The organism is Pseudomonas sp. PvP009, from assembly GCF_017832995.1.
Taxonomy (GTDB): domain Bacteria; phylum Pseudomonadota; class Gammaproteobacteria; order Pseudomonadales; family Pseudomonadaceae; genus Aquipseudomonas; species Aquipseudomonas syringae.
Map to the genome: position 1 here is coordinate 5754172 of NZ_JAFIBG010000001.1, position 17996 is coordinate 5772167.

Annotated in this window: 15 protein-coding genes; 5 read left to right on the top strand and 10 right to left on the bottom strand. The window is 58.6% G+C overall.

From position 1 onward, the window contains the following. Position 1 precedes the first annotated feature (1 nt). The 8 genes from JOE29_RS24835 to JOE29_RS24870 form a co-directional block, all read right to left on the bottom strand. Positions 2-997: an NAD-dependent epimerase gene (locus tag JOE29_RS24835; RefSeq protein ID WP_057405968.1), complete on the bottom strand. Its 996-nt coding sequence runs from the start codon at positions 995-997 to the stop codon at positions 2-4. Continuing rightward, positions 994-2322, bottom strand: coding sequence for a UDP-glucose/GDP-mannose dehydrogenase family protein (locus JOE29_RS24840; protein WP_057405967.1), 1329 nt, complete (start codon positions 2320-2322; stop codon positions 994-996). The genes JOE29_RS24835 and JOE29_RS24840 overlap by 4 nt, the downstream gene beginning before the upstream one ends. A gap of 184 nt (positions 2323-2506) precedes the next feature. Further along, positions 2507-3550 carry an iron ABC transporter permease gene (locus JOE29_RS24845; RefSeq protein WP_057405966.1) on the bottom strand — a complete coding sequence of 348 codons (1044 nt, stop codon included), beginning with the start codon at positions 3548-3550 and terminating at the stop codon, positions 2507-2509. After that, complete coding sequence (locus JOE29_RS24850) at positions 3547-4497, bottom strand: ABC transporter substrate-binding protein (protein WP_057405965.1); 951 nt, start codon at positions 4495-4497, stop codon at positions 3547-3549. Before JOE29_RS24850 ends, JOE29_RS24845 begins: the two co-directional genes overlap by 4 nt. Position 4498: 1 nt before the next feature. After that, complete coding sequence (locus JOE29_RS24855) at positions 4499-5278, bottom strand: ABC transporter ATP-binding protein (RefSeq protein WP_057405964.1); 780 nt, start codon at positions 5276-5278, stop codon at positions 4499-4501. A 274-nt stretch (positions 5279-5552) separates the two neighbouring features. Beyond that, on the bottom strand, positions 5553-5966 hold the full coding sequence (locus tag JOE29_RS24860) for a VOC family protein (protein WP_103689300.1): 414 nt from the start codon (positions 5964-5966) through the stop codon (positions 5553-5555). Positions 5967-6103: 137 nt separating this feature from the next. Beyond that, on the bottom strand, positions 6104-7072 hold the full coding sequence (locus JOE29_RS24865) for a class I SAM-dependent methyltransferase (protein WP_210079970.1): 969 nt from the start codon (positions 7070-7072) through the stop codon (positions 6104-6106). Beyond that, entirely contained in the window at positions 7069-8520 is a 1452-nt protein-coding gene (locus JOE29_RS24870) for an iron-containing redox enzyme family protein (RefSeq protein WP_210079971.1), read from the bottom strand. Before JOE29_RS24870 ends, JOE29_RS24865 begins: the two co-directional genes overlap by 4 nt. A 335-nt stretch (positions 8521-8855) precedes the next feature. On the opposite strand from JOE29_RS24870, the gene JOE29_RS24875 reads away from it, so the two are divergent. Beyond that, positions 8856-9374, top strand: a complete 519-nt coding sequence (locus tag JOE29_RS24875) for a DUF4142 domain-containing protein (protein ID WP_003401379.1) — start codon at positions 8856-8858, stop codon at positions 9372-9374. A 121-nt stretch (positions 9375-9495) separates the two neighbouring features. Here JOE29_RS24875 and JOE29_RS24880 read toward each other — a convergent pair whose 3' ends face one another. Both JOE29_RS24880 and JOE29_RS24885 read right to left on the bottom strand, forming a co-directional pair. Then, a complete protein-coding gene (locus JOE29_RS24880) occupies positions 9496-9693 on the bottom strand; it encodes a hypothetical protein (RefSeq protein ID WP_046235637.1) in 198 nt (65 codons plus the stop codon). A gap of 36 nt (positions 9694-9729) precedes the next feature. Next, positions 9730-10611 carry a manganese catalase family protein gene (locus JOE29_RS24885; protein ID WP_122336462.1) on the bottom strand — a complete coding sequence of 294 codons (882 nt, stop codon included), beginning with the start codon at positions 10609-10611 and terminating at the stop codon, positions 9730-9732. Positions 10612-11039: 428 nt separating this feature from the next. Between JOE29_RS24885 and JOE29_RS24890 the strand changes: the two genes are divergently transcribed. The 4 genes from JOE29_RS24890 to JOE29_RS24905 all read left to right on the top strand — a co-directional run bounded on the left by JOE29_RS24890 (position 11040) and on the right by JOE29_RS24905 (position 17987). Beyond that, positions 11040-11264 (top strand): DUF6555 family protein, encoded by a 225-nt coding sequence (locus JOE29_RS24890; RefSeq protein WP_003316018.1) that lies wholly within the window; start codon positions 11040-11042, stop codon positions 11262-11264. Positions 11265-11689: 425 nt separating this feature from the next. Beyond that, positions 11690-13720 carry a methyl-accepting chemotaxis protein gene (locus JOE29_RS24895; RefSeq protein ID WP_044313438.1) on the top strand — a complete coding sequence of 677 codons (2031 nt, stop codon included), beginning with the start codon at positions 11690-11692 and terminating at the stop codon, positions 13718-13720. A 181-nt stretch (positions 13721-13901) separates the two neighbouring features. Next, positions 13902-15824 carry a methyl-accepting chemotaxis protein gene (locus tag JOE29_RS24900; RefSeq protein ID WP_210079972.1) on the top strand — a complete coding sequence of 641 codons (1923 nt, stop codon included), beginning with the start codon at positions 13902-13904 and terminating at the stop codon, positions 15822-15824. A gap of 408 nt (positions 15825-16232) precedes the next feature. Further along, a complete protein-coding gene (locus tag JOE29_RS24905; RefSeq protein WP_210079973.1) occupies positions 16233-17987 on the top strand; it encodes an ABC transporter permease subunit in 1755 nt (584 codons plus the stop codon). Positions 17988-17996: the final 9 nt, after the last annotated feature.

Sequence of the window (17996 nt, forward strand, 5' to 3'; positions counted from 1 at the left end):
GTTATTGAAGTGGCGCACAGATCCGGGCCTGATAGTGCTCCCGATACCAGTCGACGAAGGCCCTTACGCCGGTGTCGACCGAGACCTGCGGTTGAAAGTCGATCCATTGGCTCAGCGCACTGACGTCTGCCCAGGTTTGCAGCACGTCGCCCGCTTGCAAGGGCAGGTAGCGCCTTTCGGCGCGCAGACCTAGCGCGGCCTCCAGGCAATCGACGAACTCCAGCAGCTTGACGGGCTGACCCCGGCCGATGTTGAAGAGCTGATGAGGCGGCTCGCTGCCAACCGCATCGGGCGGCAGCAGACGCAGGCGCAGGATGCTTTCGACAATGTCGTCGATGTAGGTGAAGTCCCGCGCCATTTCGCCGTGGTTGTAGATATCCACAGGCTGGCCGGCCAGCATGGCTTTTGTGAACTTGAACAGCGCCATGTCCGGCCGGCCCCAGGGGCCGTAGACGGTGAAAAAGCGCAGCCCTGTGGCGCGCAGGCCGTACAAGTGGCAATAGCTGTAGGCGCTGAGTTCGTTGGCGCGCTTGGTGGCGGCATACAGGGACAGCGGCCGGTCGACGGCATCCTCTACCTGAAACGGCATGCGCGTATTGGCGCCGTAGACCGAGCTGCTCGACGCGTAGATCAGGTGCGCCGGTCGATACTGCCGACAGGCCTCGAGCACGTTGATAAAGCCGACCAGATTGGATTGGGCGTAAACATTCGGTTGTTCAAGCGAATAACGCACACCGGCCTGCGCCGCCAGATGAATGACCTGTTCGAAGGCGTTTTGCGAGAAGAGGGTGGACAGACCTTCGGCATCGGTGATGTCCAGCCTGTGGAACGTGAAACCTGGCAGGCGCTGGAGTATGGCAAGGCGCGATTGCTTGAGCTCGACGCTGTAGTAATCGTTGAGGTTGTCGATACCGACGACCTCCACACCGAGTTCGCACAGACGCCTGGCGACATGAAAGCCGATGAACCCCGCAGCACCTGTCACCAGCACCGTCATGCCGGAGTCGCCCGGCCACGACCAATGCCGTAGTAGGTAAAGCCCGCTTCACGCAGTTGCGACGGGTCGAACAGGTTGCGGCCATCGAACACCACGCGATCACCGAGTTTTTCGCCGAGCTGGTCCAGATCCAGCACGCGGTAGTCCTGCCATTCGGTCACCACCACCAGAGCGTCTGCGCCTTCCAGAGCATCCTGCTTGCACTGCACCAGTTGCAGGTCGTTTCGCTCGCCGTAATGATGCCTGACCGCTTCCAGTGCCTGAGGGTCATGTGCCTGAACCCTGGCACCGGCTGCCCAGAGCGCTTTGAGCAGGGTATGGCTGGAGGCTTCGCGAATGTCATCGGTATTGGGCTTGAAGGCCAGTCCCCAGACGGCGAAGACCTTGCCCCTGAGATCACCACGATAATGCGTATGGATATTTTCAAACAAGCGGTGCTTCTGGCGGCGATTGACCTGTTCCACGGCGTTGAGCAACGCTGTTTCCACGCCGTGCTCGCTGGCTGTGCCGATCAGCGCCTGCAAGTCCTTGGGAAAGCATGAGCCGCCGAAGCCGCAGCCTGGGTAAATGAAGTCATAGCCAATACGCGGGTCGGAGCCGATGCCTAGCCGCACCTGTTCTATGTCGGCACCTACTTGTTCAGCGAGGTTGGCGATCTCGTTGATGAACGAAATCTTGGTCGCCAGCAGGCAGTTGGCAGCGTATTTGGACAGCTCTGCGCTGCGCGCATCCATGACCACGAACTTCTCGCGGTTGCGACTGAACGGCTGATACAACTCGCGCATCTGCTCCAGCGCCCGCGGGCTGGCCCCGCCGACGATAATGCGATCCGGACGCAGGCAATCGCTGACCGCGCAGCCTTCCTTGAAAAACTCGGGGTTGCTGATCACTTCAAAGCCGTCATCGCGTCGCGTACTGGCAGCGATCTCAGCGAGCAGGCGGTCGACGGTGCCCACTGGCGAGGTCGATTTGTTGACAATTATCGGGGCATTTTCGGCGTGTCTGATCACCGAGTGCAGTACGGCAAGCACCTGGCTCAGGTCCGCCTTGCCGTCGGCTTGCGCTGGCGTACCGACTGCGATGAATAGCAACTCTGCAAAGCGACTGGCGTGTACTTCATCGGTCGTGAAACTCAGTCTCTTGCAGTCCAGGCCATTGCGTAGAAGTTCGCCAAGACCAGGTTCGAATATCGGACATATGCCTTCGCGCAGCGCGTCAATGCGCTTGCTGTCGACGTCCATGCAACACACGGTATGGCCTACTTCAGCCAGACAAGCAGCAAGGGTAAGTCCCACATAACCGGTTCCGAACACTGTCACTCTCAAGTGTCGCTCCTTCTGCTTCATGCATGAATGGATGAGCCGGTTTGTATTCAGGTGCGTCGGCAGCCTTAAATAACCAGCGCAAAATAAATGTCATAAAGGTGTTAAGAAACGATGACACAAGTTTGTCATGTAGCCAGAAGGGCCGCGGGCAGTCCTGTTTGCCCGCCGCAAGCAGGACTGCCAGTCACTGACCGCGCTTCATCATGAAAATGAAAAACAGCCCTCCCAACAAGGCGGTCGTAATGCCTATCGGCAGGTCTTCGGGGGCGATCAGCGTGCGGGAGATGACGTCGACCCAGACCATCAACAATGCGCCCAGAAGGGTGGCGACGGGTAACAATCGTCGATGCTCCGAGCCCACCAGACGTCTGGCCATGTGCGGCACCATCAGGCCGACAAAACCGATGGAGCCGCACAGGGCGACCAGTACGCCGGTCATCAGTGAGGCGATCAGAAAAACCAGCAGGCGCACGTTGCGCACTTGCAGGCCAAGGCTCACGGCGGTCTGGTCGCCGCCCATCAGCGCGTTCAGTGAACGACCCAGCCCTTGCAGCAGGACCCAACCGCACAGCACTGTGATAAACGGCACCGCAAGCAATTCCCAACGGGCCAGACCCAGCCCGCCGAGCATCCAGAACAGCACCGAGGAACTGGCGCGGTGGTCGCCCAGAAACAACGACAGGTTGGCGATTGCCATCATCACGAAGGACACGGCCACGCCGCCGAGCAGCAGGCGCTGGCTGTCCAGGCGGCCTTGGTGACTGGCCAGCCACAGCACCAGGCACAGGCTGACCAGCGAGCCTACAAAGGCGGCCAGTGGCAATGTCAGCATGCCAAATACTTCGCCCACATGCATGACCACGATCACTGCGCCAAGCGTGGCGCCCGAGGTCGCTCCCAGCAAATGCGGATCGGCCAGCGGATTACGGGTCGCGGCTTGCAGAACACAGCCAATCAGCGCCAGCCCTGCGCCTGCCAGCGCGCCCAGCAGTACGCGGGGCGTGCGTATCAGCCAGACGATGGTTTCCTGACCTGCTGTCCAGAGCGGTGGATGTTCGGCAGAACCTGAGACTTTGAACATCAGGATAGCCATCACCCGGCTCAAGGGCACGGGGGCCGCGCCGAAGGTGATGCACACCAGGCACGACATCAGCAGCAAAAGCGTCAGAGCGATCAACAGGCCCAGGTAACGACGCGGCCGTTCGGTCAGCCACTGCGCCAGCGTCATCGCTTCACGTCATGAAATGCCGCTGCAAGCGTTTCGATGGCCGTGACATTGTCGATGCCGGGCGTCACCGCCACATAGGGCAGCACGACATAACGCCGGTTGCGGATCGCGTCCACGGATTGCAGTGCCGGATTGCTTTCAAGAAAGTGCTGTTTCTGCGCAGCGCTGACTTCGCCGTAGTCGACGAGCACGATCACCTCGGGATTGCTTTGCACGACCGACTCCCAGTTGACGTGGGTCCAGCTGGCCGCGACGTTGCCCATGACATTGCGGCCGCCCGCAGCGCTGATCAGCGCCTGGGGAATGGCCAGACGCCCGGCGGTCATCGGCCGGTCTTCGCCGCTGTCATACAGGAATACCCTGGGCGGCGATTTGCCTGCCACGCTTTTCTCGACGTCGCTCACGCTGCGGCGCATCTGTGCAACCAGCGTTTCGGCCCGGGTCTGCACATCGAATATCCGACCCAGATTGAGCAGGTCGTTGTAGACATCCTCCAGCGTCGCTTCGGTGCGGGGCATTATCTGGGCGCAGGATTCGGTCAGTTCGTAGGCCTGAATGCCCAGCGGGGCGAGACTTTGCGGCGTGACATCGCCACCCACGCGCATACCATAGTTCCAGCCGGCAAAATAGAAGTCGGCGTTGGCATTGAGCAGCGTTTCCAGAGACGGATATTTACTGGACAGCTCGGGCAGCTTGCCCAGGTCGCGCAACAGCGCCTGGTCGGGCTTGTTCCAGCCGGTGATGCCGCTGTAGCCGACCATGTGCGACTGCAAACCCAGAGCAACCATCATTTTGGTGAGGTTCACATCGTTGCTGACGGCACGCTGCGGCGCAGCCGTGAACGTCACCGAGCGGTCGCAGCTTTGCACCGTGACGGGGTAGGCGGCATACGCCATCGGGCTGCATAGCAACGCGACCAAAGCCAGGCGGGCGGACAGGCAGTTCATCTCAGGGTATCCAGGTGATGCGTGGGTAGTCACGCAGAGGGTGGCTGTCGACCAGCGCCTTGGCGCCGAACACGTTGAACAGCATTTCCGGGGTCAGCACCTCCCGGGGCGTGCCTTGCGCAATGAGCCGGCCGTGATGAATGACACACAGGCGATCACAGAATGCCGCCGCCAGGTTCAGGTCATGAATACTGGCCAGCGTGGCCATGCCGAGCTGTTTGACCAGCCCGAGCAATTCCAGTTGATGGCGCGGGTCGAGGTGATTGGTGGGCTCGTCCAGCACCATCAATCGGGGTTCTTGCACCAGCGCCCGCGCCAGCAGACAACGCTGCTTCTCGCCGCCGGAAAGCGTGTCGAACCGATGCTGCTCATAGCCCGCCAGCCCGACGGCGTTCAGCGCGTTTTGTACAATTGCGCGGTCGTGATCACTGTCTGCGGCAAAGAACCCTTGATGGGGCGCGCGACCCATGTTTGCCACATCCAGCAGCGTCAGGCCGAATGCATCGGGAAACTCCTGGGCAACCACTGCCACGTGCCGGGCGCACCAGCGCGGGCTGCAGGACCAGATATCGCGGGCCTTGATGGCGACCTTGCCGCTGTGCGGGCGGCTGTAGCGGAATGCGCAACGCAGCAGGCTGGTTTTGCCGCTGCCATTGGGCCCGATCAGGCCGACGAACTCGCCTGCGGCGATCTGCAGGTCGATATCCTTCAAGGCAAAGTGTTCGTGCGTGCAGACTGACGTCTGTTCCGGTGCCCACGCGAGGCGTTCCAGCGCCAGCATCAAACACGCGTACCCACAGTGACGTGCCGCGAGGGCGGCTCACCCGGTAGCCATTGCCAAGCGTGCTGACCGGCCTGCAAGGCGTGCTTTGTGGTGACTGGAAAGGATTGGGAAACAGGCTTGATCATGGCGTGGGAAGATCGCTAGGGAAGGCTGAGTTAAAAACACTCAATTGTTATAACATAACATTTGAGGGGCGGCACACTCGCGTATCAACATTCGATTGCCCGCTTTATTGACCCACCTTTGCAGAACAACGCGTGACCTTGGCGATTCAGTAAATCGCCCAGCAGCCGGGCGTTAGGAGTTCGACGAGATTTTCGTCAGGGTCGCGGAAGTAGATACTTGATCCGCCCTTGGGCCATTCGGTGCGGCCTTCTATGGCGACGCTGGCTTTGGCAAGGCGATCAGCCCAGGGTTGCATCTCGTCGGCATTGATGGCGAAGCACACATGAATCCGGCCCTGTGCATCGTGGGGTGGTATCTCTCCGCCGCTCAGGTACTGCGTCTGCAGTGACGCGCCGCGCTTGAACAACAGCAGGGTGCTCACACCGCCGACGTTTAAGGCCACCAGCGTCGCGCTTTCGAACATCACTTCCAGTTCAAGGGTGCCGGAATAGAATTCCCTGGCGTGCGCCAGATCTTCTACGTAGAGGGCTGTTTCGATAATCCTGTTCAGGCGTGGCATGTGTCGTCATCCTTTTCGGTGCGCTACGAGCCTGCATCGATCAACAGCAAGGTGTTGATCGATGGCTCGTAGCAAGTGTCACCGGGATGCTGACTGGCTGACCAATGCTCGGTTCTTATGCGCGCTATAAGCATGAACTATTGAAGATATTTCGGTGGGTCATGCGGACCGTCGGTGACTACCAGTTCGACCGCTGCGATACGGTCCACGTCCTCGTAGCCCTCTTCAAGCAGCTCTTCGCCGAAGACATCCGGGTCCAGCTCGCGGTACGTCCATGCCAGTGCCGCATGGTCGATATCGGCCTGCACGGCCTCGAAAAACGGATCGTGCTCGCCCACCATGGCCACGCCGGTGTAAAGCACCAGCGAGCCGCCCGGCGTGAGGCGGTCCAATGATTCGCGCAGGATGCGCACGGACAGGTCCGCGCCCAATGCATCACCACCGTGGCGGTAGGCGCGGCGCTTGGTGTCTTTCATGTAGGGCGGGTTGGCGACGATCAGGTCGAAATTTCCGCTCAGGCCCGAGAGAATATCGCTGTGGCAGCACTCCATATTCTTCAGCCCGGCGACCGCGGCATTGGTCTGCGCGAAATGCAGCGCCTTGGGGTTGATGTCGACGGCATGCACCTGAGCCTGCGGACGGGCGACCGCGATCAACATGGCACCGGCGCCCGTACCGCAGCCGATGTCGACGGCGCGGTTGATCGGGTGCGACGTGCCTTGCAGATGACGATCGATGGACTGCGCGAAGCGATAGGTATCCGGACCGAAAAATACCGAGTCTTCATCTGCGGTAGGAAACGCGGAATGCACCAGCAGCAGGTCATTCAGGCTGGAAAATCTCACCCGGCTTTTCAGGCCGTCTTCCTTGCGTTCCAGAATACCGGCCGCCAGCAGCCCTTGAGCCTCTTCGACCGGCAGCATGGACTCCGGTATCAGCCGACTCCAGCCGAAGACATCACGCAGTGACGCGGCAGTACGGTTTTCCGGGCGTTGATTGACGTGTCGATGGGTCAGGGGTGTGGGCGTGATAAAGCGATAGCCACTGGTTTCAAGACGCTGTGCCAGCGCAATCAGCGCGGCGCTGTCGGGGAGGGGAAGACTCATGCGTGGGCTCCTGTCATGCGCTCGGCCATGCTGCTCACAAACAGACGCGTCGCGTGCAGGCCGGCGGCGGTCGCGTGTCTTGCCGGCGACATGCTTTCGATCAACGTGGACATCTTCTCCGAGGCGGGCGCAGATTCCAGTTTCATGTGCAGTTCGCGCACGTCCGGATCAGCATCCGCCGACGCAGGCACCGCAAGCGCGGGGGAGGGCTGAGCGCCGTCCTGCAGGTTGCGAAAGCGCGCGCGAAAGGCTTCCGGAAGCCGTTTGCCGACCGTGGGTTGTGCACTGCCATCCGACAGCCACTCGCCGGCGATCCAATCGTGCACGAGTTGCTTTTCATAACCGTTGAAGACGCCGAACATCGGTGCACCGGCGCCTTCGAACAGTTTCCAGAAGCGACTGTGCAGAGGGTCTTCGTGACGCTTGATCCAGCCTCTGTTCTCCAGTACGGCAAGAAATTCCGGGATCTGATCGGGCTCGGCGAGCCACTCGTTGACGGTCTTGCCGTCGAGACGGCAGTAGTCGGAATGCATGTGCTGACCGAACGTGCGCTTGCGCTCGAGCATGGCGATCACTTCCTGCTCCAGATCGAACGACTGGATCACCTGAGTTGAACCCATGCCCAGCTCATTGAGGCGATAACCACTGGCGACACGACGATAAAACTCGTCGCGCTCCTGGCCGACCGGCAGCAACTCAAGGACGCTCTGCGCAGCCTTGCGCGCATGGCCGGTGCTGGCGTTATCGATCGTCACATGCAGGGTGAAATAGTAAGGGTCAATGCCCAGTTCATTCAGCTCGAATGATGTGATGAGCAAGTGCAGTGGCAGCTGTTCATAGCCCAGGTTGTAACCAATGACCTCGGGAAGGTACTGCTCGCTCAGTTGCCCCAGTGACAGCTGAATCGCTCCCTGCAGGTAAGCATCGTCTGCCAGTGGAGCGCTGGTGTCGCAGTCCAGATCCGCCAGCAGTTTCCGGTACAGAGAGACGTGATTCTGCGCCTGTTCGCCGTCACCGAGTTCTTCAAGGTACGTACGAATCAGGCCGTGAAAACGGTAGTCTGCCCAGCGTGGCAGCAATCCGTATAGCCAGGCGCCGTCGACCATTTTGGTCGGTGCAACTTGCTGAATGAAATACATCGCGTGCGCTTTGCTTTTGAAAAACCGTCTCGGTTTTCCTGCGCGGCGTTGCTCAAGATAGAGCGCGTATTGATCAGCCACGACCCCTACGTTCTGCTCCATCCACTGTTCAAGCGCTTCAGGCTGGGCCGGAAGGTCGCAGTGTTCCCGCTCGGCCAGGGCCAGGCAGTGATTCAGAAACAGGACCGCATCGTGTTGATGTTCGGGAGCACGTTCATTCATCCATGATTGATAGACGGTTTTTGAACAGGCTTCTTCAACGACGGTTTTGACGACGGCATCGCCGGTCATCACTTGAAGAGACGTCATGAAAATCGTACCTCGGCAGTTGAACATCACGTTGACGCGGTCATTCGGGGCTTCTGTTTTTCTATGCAACGTAGATAAGTGAGTGCCTCAGTACAGGGAAATTCAGCGTAATTTTCCGGGTACCGATAGGTGGCGATCGTGCCTATTCCAGGGGGGGCGATGGTCGTGCGGAAAAATTTCATTGCCGGTCCGGGTTTACATCCGCAACAGGTGACCGCGGCATCGGCGTATGCCGTGTCCGATCAAAAAGGCTGAACGCAGGTATTTGAAGCCGGTCGTAACGTTCATGTCATCGATAACGATGACGTATTCAGCCCATAAAAGGATGACCGAAAATGAACAATTATTTTCGCATGAGCGCCATTGCCGTTGTGCTTTCGCTAGGTTCGCAAATGGCTGTTGCTGCTCAGGACGCTGATGATTTCGTAGAAGATGCTTCTGCCAAAGGCATCGCCGAAGTTCAGGTTGGCAAGCTCGCACAGGATGAGAAAGGTGTCTCTGCAGATGTGAAGGAATTTGCAAAGCAGATGGTCACGGATCACACCGCTGCCAATGAGAAGCTGGCTGCGATCGCAAAAAGCAAGAACCTTGAAGTGTCCGAAGACCCTATGCTGATGGACAAAGCCAAGGCAATGATTCTGGAGATGCGCGAGAAGTCGTTCGACCAGGCTTATGCCAACAATCAGGTCTCCGCGCATGAACAGGCGATCAAGCTGTACAAGGAAGAGGCCGAGAATGGCAAGGATCCAGAGCTGAAGGCGTTTGCAAAGGCAACGCTGCCTACGCTGGAGAAGCATCTGGAGCATGCGAAAAAACTCGCTGCTGCGCATGGCGGTGATGCTGCCAAGAAGTAAATCCTCTGCACCGCATGACGGGATCTACACCCTGTAGAGCGTCATGCGGGTAACGCTGAGAAACCATCATTACGTTTTCAAAGTGATTGGTTGAGGCGCGTGCCGTTGATGATCCGTTGGATCATCGACGTGGCAGGTCGTTTTCAAGCAGAGTTCCAACGCCGAAACCCTTGGTCGCCATCACCACTTGAAAGCCTCGGCGTGCAAGCAACGCCTGCGCCTCGAAGGCACGAAGTCCTTTTACAAACACCCTGTTGGTCAACGCGCTATCCAGCTGGTCGCGGGGCGTGAGAGGTTGACTGGAGCTGAGTTTTTTCATGATTCCATTCTCCTGATCAAAACAAGGGTTGCCGTTTCAGGCGTCTTTGCCCTGGACAAAACCAGAGCCCAGGTCGGCACCGGTAATCGGGTTGGCGGCCGGGTCGGACTGGGTCCGTTCCTTCATCATTTCCAGCACCTCGGTGTCCTTTTTATCCAGCGTGACCGAGGCCGTACCATCGCCGCCATCGACAGCCGCTTGTGGCGATTCCACATACTCCCAGTCACCGCCCTGATTCCAGGCGCCGCGTACATTGGGTTCGCCGGACATGTTGAAGTACTTGTTAGTGAATTCCGGCATGCCCGGCAGTTTGCCCTGCGGGAAGTTGGGCTGGATGGCGTGCAGGGCCTTTTCAAAAGACAACTGGTGCGCAATTTCGCGAGTCATGAGAAAGCCCAGCGCTTCTTTAACGCCCGGGTCATCCGTCACGTTCATCAATCGCTCGTAAACAATCTTGGCTCTGGATTCTGCGGCGATGTTGGAACGGAAGTCTGCTGTAGGCTCACCGATGGTATCGATATAAGCCGCTGTAAAGGGCACACCGGCAGAGTTGGTCAGCGGCGCACCGGAGCCGTACAGCAGGCTGGTGATATGTGAGTCATTGCCGTTACCGTTGATAGAGCGATATAACTCGCCCTCTTCTTCGATGCCTTCAGCCAATTGACCTTTAGCGCCCTTATTGAGCATGACAATAATGGAACCCACAATTTCAAGGTGGCTCAGTTCTTCGGTGGCGATATCCATCAGCAGGTCTTTACGGCCTGGGTCTTCTTCGCTCAACCCTTGAGTGAAATAGCGTCCGGCTGCAGCCAGTTCACCCTGAGCCCCGCCGAACTGCTCAAGCAGAAGGTTGGCCAGTCCAGGATTGGGTCTTGCTACACGTACGGTATATTGAAGTCGCTTGTTATACATGAACATGTCGTATCCTCAGGCTTTGATCTCTCGGGAAGCGTCAACCCATGTGCGTGGGCTCGATTCAACGCAGTCACAGGTTATGAGGGACTGAAGAGCACGATCGTTACTGCTAACTTTTTTTAAAAAGGACCGACGGTGTTTAAACTGCAGTTCAATAGAAATTGATTATTCCCCCGGCGTCGCTGAATGGACGTTCATCGTGGCGGAGAAGCCTACTTGGACTGACCTGTAGGCGCTCACTGTTCAAGGCAGGAAACAGCGTGAAAAGCGCTGTTATAAACAAACTCTATCGTCAACTAAACCCCATAGTTCAGTTATAAGGACACATAGCTTATGGCTATATGACATCATTTAAATGATGGTATTAATATTTTGAATTTTTTGAAACTGCTGCGATCTGTTTTGCGAGTCGACAAAGCAGGAGCACCCCAATGGCTGATGAAAAACACTACCGTATCGATTACCTGCTGCATGGCAGTTACAAGACGTTCTACATAAGGGCAGGTGCCATGGACAACAAAGAGGCCTGGCACTGGGCTTCGGTGGATGCCGGGTTCGGTGCGATCCCCAAGTACCGTTCCGACCCGGTGCCGAAGCTGAGCAAGCCTCAGGCGGAAAAGCTCGGTCTGTCGAACGTGGAGTGGGCGAGGGCTTGAATAGCCCTCGATCACCTCGATACGACGCTTACCGTCGTGCGTCACCGTGGCGCACGACGGTATTACCCTTTTGCAAAGTCTACGGTCGCCAGACTGTCAGATGAACGGTTGTTTCCCGCCTGATTCACCTGAATACCCTCATTCGGATCATGCCTGCTGCAAGCGTCTTAGCGGCAAATCGCTCTAGCCCGCCATCCTCCCGATGATCTTGACCTCACGTTAACCGTGGTTTGGTCGATAGCCCGAGTATCAGGCTATAGCACCCATTGAACTTCCTGATAGGCCATTGCTCTCAAGTGATGTCAATGTGCCTCTATCTGAATGGGTTGCCGCGTTCAGCGCAGCACAGCCGGCCCGTATTACCCGTGATGCAAAGAAAGGAGCTTTTCCACCCGGATTGGACCCCTAATTAAAAAGAGAAAACTATGAACATCTTTTCGCCTGGTATCTACCTGACCAATCGCCTGCGCTTCCCTGCCAAGTTTGCCGTTTTAGCCATCATTATCGTTATCCCGCTGATCGTTCTCGGTCTGCGGGTTTTCAACAGCCTGAATGCAAGCATCGACACCGTCGCGCAAGAGCGCGTTGGCCGTGAGTACCTGCAACTGACCACCCCCGTTCTGCGACTCTCCATGCTGCAGCGTGCGGTCAGTAACCGTCTGCTGGCCGGCGATGCCTCTGCCGCTCAGGATATGACCAGCAACCGCGCTCAGCTCGAGACTGCTCTTGCTAACCTTGCCGACATGGATGCGCGACAAGGGCAGCAGCTGGAAACCGAGAACCGCGTACAGCGCCTGCGCGAAAGCACCCGTTCCCTGATGGACAGTATCAAGCCAGGCCTGTCGCAGGATGAAGTGTTCGCCCAGTGGAATGAGCAACTGGCCCAGACACTCAACTTTATCTACTACGTCTCGGCTACCTCAGGCATGGTGCTGGACGAAGATTACGCCTCGCTGTTTCTGATCGACCTGAGCACCATCCGTATGCCCCGGGAAATCAACGTCGCCGGTCAGATCCGCGGTATTACGGCAGGTTTGATAACCGGTCAGGGGCTGAGTGTATCGATGCGTGGCTCGCTCGAGAGCCTGCTGAAGATCGAACTGCAATTTCGTGCGGAGCTGGAGCAAAGCATTCGACTGCTCAAGCGCCGTTCGCCAGAACTGGCCGCGCGCATCAGTGACCCGATCACTGCCTCTACTGCAGCGATGGACAGCTTTCGCGGCGACCTGCACGCGTACGTAAAAGGCACAGAGTTCTCGGTGCAGCAGGGGCAGGCGCTGAGTGCGCGCGGCAACGTCGTTGTTTCGGGCCTCTACAAGGCTCAGGACGAAATTCAGACTGCGCTTCAGGATGAGTTGAATACGCGCAACGACGCTCTGGTGCTGCAACGCGAAGTCGTCATTGCCATGTGTGTAATCATGGGCTTGCTGCTGCTCTACGCGTTCTGCAGCATCTACCGTGCCTTGCGCCTGACCATCGACAGCCTGCTGGGCGTTACCCGCCGTCTGGGCGAGGGCGATCTGAGTGCCCGCGTAGCGGTCGTCAGCAAGGACGAAGTGGCGGATATCGCCAACGGCCTGAACCTGATGGCCGACGCCTTCGCCAGTTCTATCTCGCACATGGACCGCACCTCTTACGAACTGACTGATGTGGCTTCCCGGTTGGGCGCATCCATCGGCCTGGCCAAGCAATCAATGAACGCGCAGCAGGCTGAAACGGAGCAAGTGGCGACCGCGATCAACGAGATGACCGCGAGCGTTGCCGACGTGGCGCAGAACACCGAAGGTGCTGCGTTGGCCGCCGATGAAGCGAACACCGCATCACGTAACGGTCTGCGCATCATGCATCAGGCTCACTCGACCATTCAGGCGCTGGCCGAAGAAGTGGAAGTCAGTGCCCAGAAAGTCCAGGCGCTGGCCCTGCACAGTCAGTCGATTGGTGGCGTTATCCAGGTCATCAGCACCATTGCCGATCAGACCAATCTGTTGGCCCTCAATGCTGCCATCGAAGCTGCGCGGGCGGGCGAGCAGGGTCGCGGGTTTGCTGTAGTGGCTGATGAAGTCCGCACGCTGGCTTCGCGCACTCAGGCGTCGACCGAAGAAATTCGCGGCATCATCCAGCAACTGCAAAGTGCGACCGACGCTGCCGTGCAGCAGATGCAGGCCGGGCAGCAGAAGGCTCATGCGTGTATCAGTGCCGCCAGCGATGCCTCGGGCAGCCTGTCGAGCATAAGTCAGGGCGTGGAGCGTATCGTCGAGATGAACACGCAGATCGCCAGTGCTGCCGTACAGCAGCATGCGGTCTCCGAAGACATCAACCGCAATGTCATGGAGATTCGTAACAGCTCCGGGACGTTGATGCTGGGTATCGATAACAATGCGGTCACCGCCGATGAACTGGCGCGGGTCGCCAGCGACATGCGCAATGTCGTGGCGCGTTTCAAACTGACTGCCTGATTGAATCGGGGGCTGTTCAGCCCCCGATTTCCCTCCCTAATCGGCGCGCTCGCGCGGATTGCCTTTTTCCGATCAAGTTTTGCTCTTCTGCGGCCGATAGCTCTGGCGCGCGGGTTTGCTGTCCATAAAAACAAATCTCGGCTCTTTCGTTGCGCACAAAAAAGCATTTTCAGGAGATTTTATGAACAGCAGATTTGCGAATATCAGCGTCAACATGAAGTTGGCATTGGGCTTTGGGACCGTTCTTTTTTTCACGGCTGTCCTCGCCCTTGTTGGCTGGACCAGCCTCGACAAGCTCATCTATCGCACCGACCGAATCGGCGATATCACCAGGCTGAGTGACAACCTGACCACTCTGCGAGTCGCGCGTCTGCAATACATGCTGACGGACGGCGATGAAACCGCAGCACAGAACATGCAAGGCAAGCTGGATGTGTTCAAGGCGCAGCAGCAATCACTGCTCGTCAGCTTCAACAATCCGGTCAACCTCAGACCGCTGCGCGAACTGGCCGATGTCACTCGCGACTATGAAGCATCCCTGAACAGCATGCGCGCGGCGTACCAGGCCGGGGCCAAAGTGCGCAACGAGATGACCGCCAATGGCACAGCAGCGATGCAGGCCGTCGAGTCGTTGAACAATGCGGTCATGCAGATCGATCCTTCTGATCCGGCACGCTTCGATCTGGCCCAGTTGGCAAACAGCGCTCGGCAAGACCTGGTTCTGGTGCGTTATGAAGTGCGCGGTTATACCGGCAATCCGAACGACAAGAACGAGACAGCAGCCTTCCAGCAGCTCGATAGCGCGATCAGTCATCTGGACAGGCTCAAAGCCGCTTTTGGCACTGCCAACCGCGAACAGATCGCACAGTTTGAAAGCGCTCTGCGCAATTACCGCAGCTCGGTCGATGCCTTCAAGGCAACCACTCAGACAGCTGCGAGCGTGCGCAAGGATCTGACCACTCAAGGCGCCACCATCGTCAAACTGGGCGAAGAGTTGTACGGCCTGCAGATGCAGATGGGCAAGGAAGACACCGCTCAGGCGCGCAGCCTGCAGACAGGTTGTGTGGTGTTGGTCATGCTGCTGGGCATTCTTGCCGCTGTGGTCATCACGCGTCAGATCACTCGCCCATTGCGCGATACGCTGGCCATCGTCGAACGTATTGCGTCCGGCGACCTGACCCATACCGAAGCGGTCACCCGACGCGATGAACTGGGCGTCTTGCAGCAAGGCATCCAGCGCATGGGTACGACGCTGCGTGAACTGATCTCTGGTATTCGCGATGGCGTCACGCAGATTGCCAGCGCGGCCGAAGAACTGTCGGCGGTCACCGAGCAGACCAGTGCAGGGGTCAACAGCCAGAAGGTCGAGACCGACCAGGTGGCCACCGCCATGCATCAAATGTCGGCGACTGTTCATGAAGTGGCACGCAATGCCGAGCAGGCGTCCGTGGCGGCCTCCGATGCCGACAAGCAAGCGCGTGACGGTGACAAGGTCGTCGGTGAGGCCATCCAGCAGATAGAACGTCTGGCCGCCGAGGTGGTTCGCTCATCTGACGCAATGAACGTGCTTGAGCAGGAAAGTGACAAGATCGGCAAGGTCATGGATGTGATCAAGGCGGTCGCCGAGCAGACCAACCTGCTGGCCCTCAACGCCGCCATCGAAGCCGCGCGTGCCGGGGAAGCCGGCCGGGGTTTTGCCGTGGTGGCCGACGAAGTTCGCGGTCTGGCGCAACGTACCCAGCAGTCCACCGAAGAAATCGAAGGGCTGGTGTCGGCATTGCAGAATGGCACGCGTCAGGTGTCGGGCATCATGCTCGGCAGCCGCACGCTGACAGACAGCAGTGTCGAACTGACGCGCAGGGCCGGTACGTCGCTTGAGAGCATCACCCGGACCGTCTCGAGCATCCAGGCGATGAACCAGCAGATCGCTGCCGCTGCCGAACAGCAAAGCTCGGTGGCCGACGAAATCAGCCGCAGCATCGTCAATGTTCGCGACGTCTCCGAACAGACCGCCGAAGCCAGCGAAGAAACCGCAGCCTCCAGCGTCGAACTGGCACGCCTGGGTGGCCAGCTGCAGATGATGGTCGGCCACTTCCGGGTGTGATCCACCTGACGGTCATGCCCACGCGGAGCAGACGGACACCTATCGTTGCGCACGCTCCAGCGTGGGGATGCATGTCGTGCCGCTGCGCGTTACATCTCCAGGCCGCACCGCTTTCTCAAGGGAGGACGCGGAGCGTCCAGAACGGCATGCGACGCGGAGCGTCGCACGATAGTCCAGCCGGCCACCTATCGTTGCGATAGTTATATAACTATACGTTGGTATACCTCACTCATACTTACAGATAAACATGAGCTACTTTTGCAGGTTTCTACGGTTGATCGAAACGCTATAAGCTTTACCTCACTGTACGGCAACTATTAACTCACGGCCTTTATCTGTTATCGCTGACTGCCTGTTTGCTTATAAAACGGGTGGGTCTGCGTCTGCGCGGCCGGCTCGAGGTGAGCAATGCATTCGATATTTGAATTCGGTAAAAGCCTGCGGACGCCCCGTTTCGTAAAACCCGGTGCACGCACGCCTTATTGGGCCGATAGTATTTGCCTGGCCATTCTGACGCTGTTCATTGGCCTGTTCATTTATGGTCTTGGCCAGATGATGCAGCCGCTGACCGTGCTGAATTCCAGCCCCATGAGCCTCGACCCGGCGCGCCTGCCCGAATATGCCTTGCGCACTACGCTGCGTATGTTCATCGCGCTGGGCGCTTCATTGATCTTCACTTTTGTAGTGGCCACGCTGGCAGCCAAAAGTCGCAAGGCCGAGCAGGTGATCATCCCGGCGCTGGATATTCTTCAGTCGGTGCCGGTGCTGGGTTTTCTGACGTTCACCGTGACCTTCTTCATGGGCCTGTTTCCCGGTCGGCAGATGGGCGTCGAATGCGCAGCGATCTTTGCCATCTTCACCAGTCAGGCCTGGAATCTCGCGTTCAGTTTCTATCAGTCACTGCGTACTGTGCCGAGTGATCTGAACGACGTCAGCCGTCAGTTCGGGCTGTCTGCGGTACTGCGTTTTACACGCCTGGAACTGCCATTCGCCATTCCGGGGCTGGTGTGGAACATGATGATGTCGATGTCTGGCGGCTGGTTTTTCGTGGTCGCCTGCGAGGCCATTTCGGTCGGCGATACCACGGTCAATCTGCCGGGCATTGGGTCCTGGCTGGCGCTGGCCATCGAGCAGAAGAACCTGGCTGCGATTGCCTGGGCAGTGGGCGCAATGGCGCTGGTGATTCTGGCCTATGACCAGTTGTTGTTCAGGCCGATCGTCGCCTGGGCGGACAAATTCCGCTTCGAGCAAACCGCATCGTCGAAGCGTCCGCGCTCATGGATGTACAGCCTGCTGGGCCATTCCCGTGTGGCACCGATGCTGGGTTCGGTCCTGGCTGCACCGTGGAAGTGCCTGATGCTGATCGACTGGCGCGTGTTCTCCCGGCTGTGGAAAGTGAAGCTCACACCAGGCGTCGCCCGTGTGCTCGACTACGCGTGGCTGGGGCTGGTCATGGCTGCCTGCCTGGCTGGCAGTGTGTACCTGTTCAGGTTCATCGAGGCGTCACTGGGCGCCAGCGACATGGTCACGGCCTTTGGTCTGGGCTTGGCGACGATGGTGCGTGTGATCGTACTGATCGTCATCGCAAGCCTGATCTGGGTGCCCGTCGGTATCTGGATCGGCTTGCGTCCGGTCTGGGCTGAACGCTTGCAGCCAATCGCGCAGTTCATGGCGGCGTTCCCGGCCAACGTCCTGTTTCCGTTTGCGGTGATCGCGATTGTCGGCCTGCACCTGAACCCGGACATCTGGCTGTCGCCGCTGATGGTGCTCGGCACCCAGTGGTACATCCTGTTCAACGTGATCGCCGGGGCCAGTGCCTTGCCGACTGACCTGCGCGAAGCGGCGACCATGTTCAACATGCGCGGCTGGCAGTGGTGGCGCCGTGTCGCGCTGCCCGGCGTGTTTCCCTACTACATCACCGGTGCGCTGACCGCGTCGGGTGGTTCGTGGAACGCCAGTATCGTCGCCGAAGCGGTTTCCTGGGGCGATCAGCATCTGGAAGCGGCAGGCCTGGGGTCATACATCGCCAATGCGACCCAGGCGGGTGACTTTCCGCGCGTTGCGCTGGGCATCGTGGTCATGTCGGTCTTCGTGATTGCGTTCAACCGGTTGCTGTGGCGCCCGCTGTACGGGTTTGCCGAGCGACGTCTGAGTCTTGTCTGATCTTGTGTA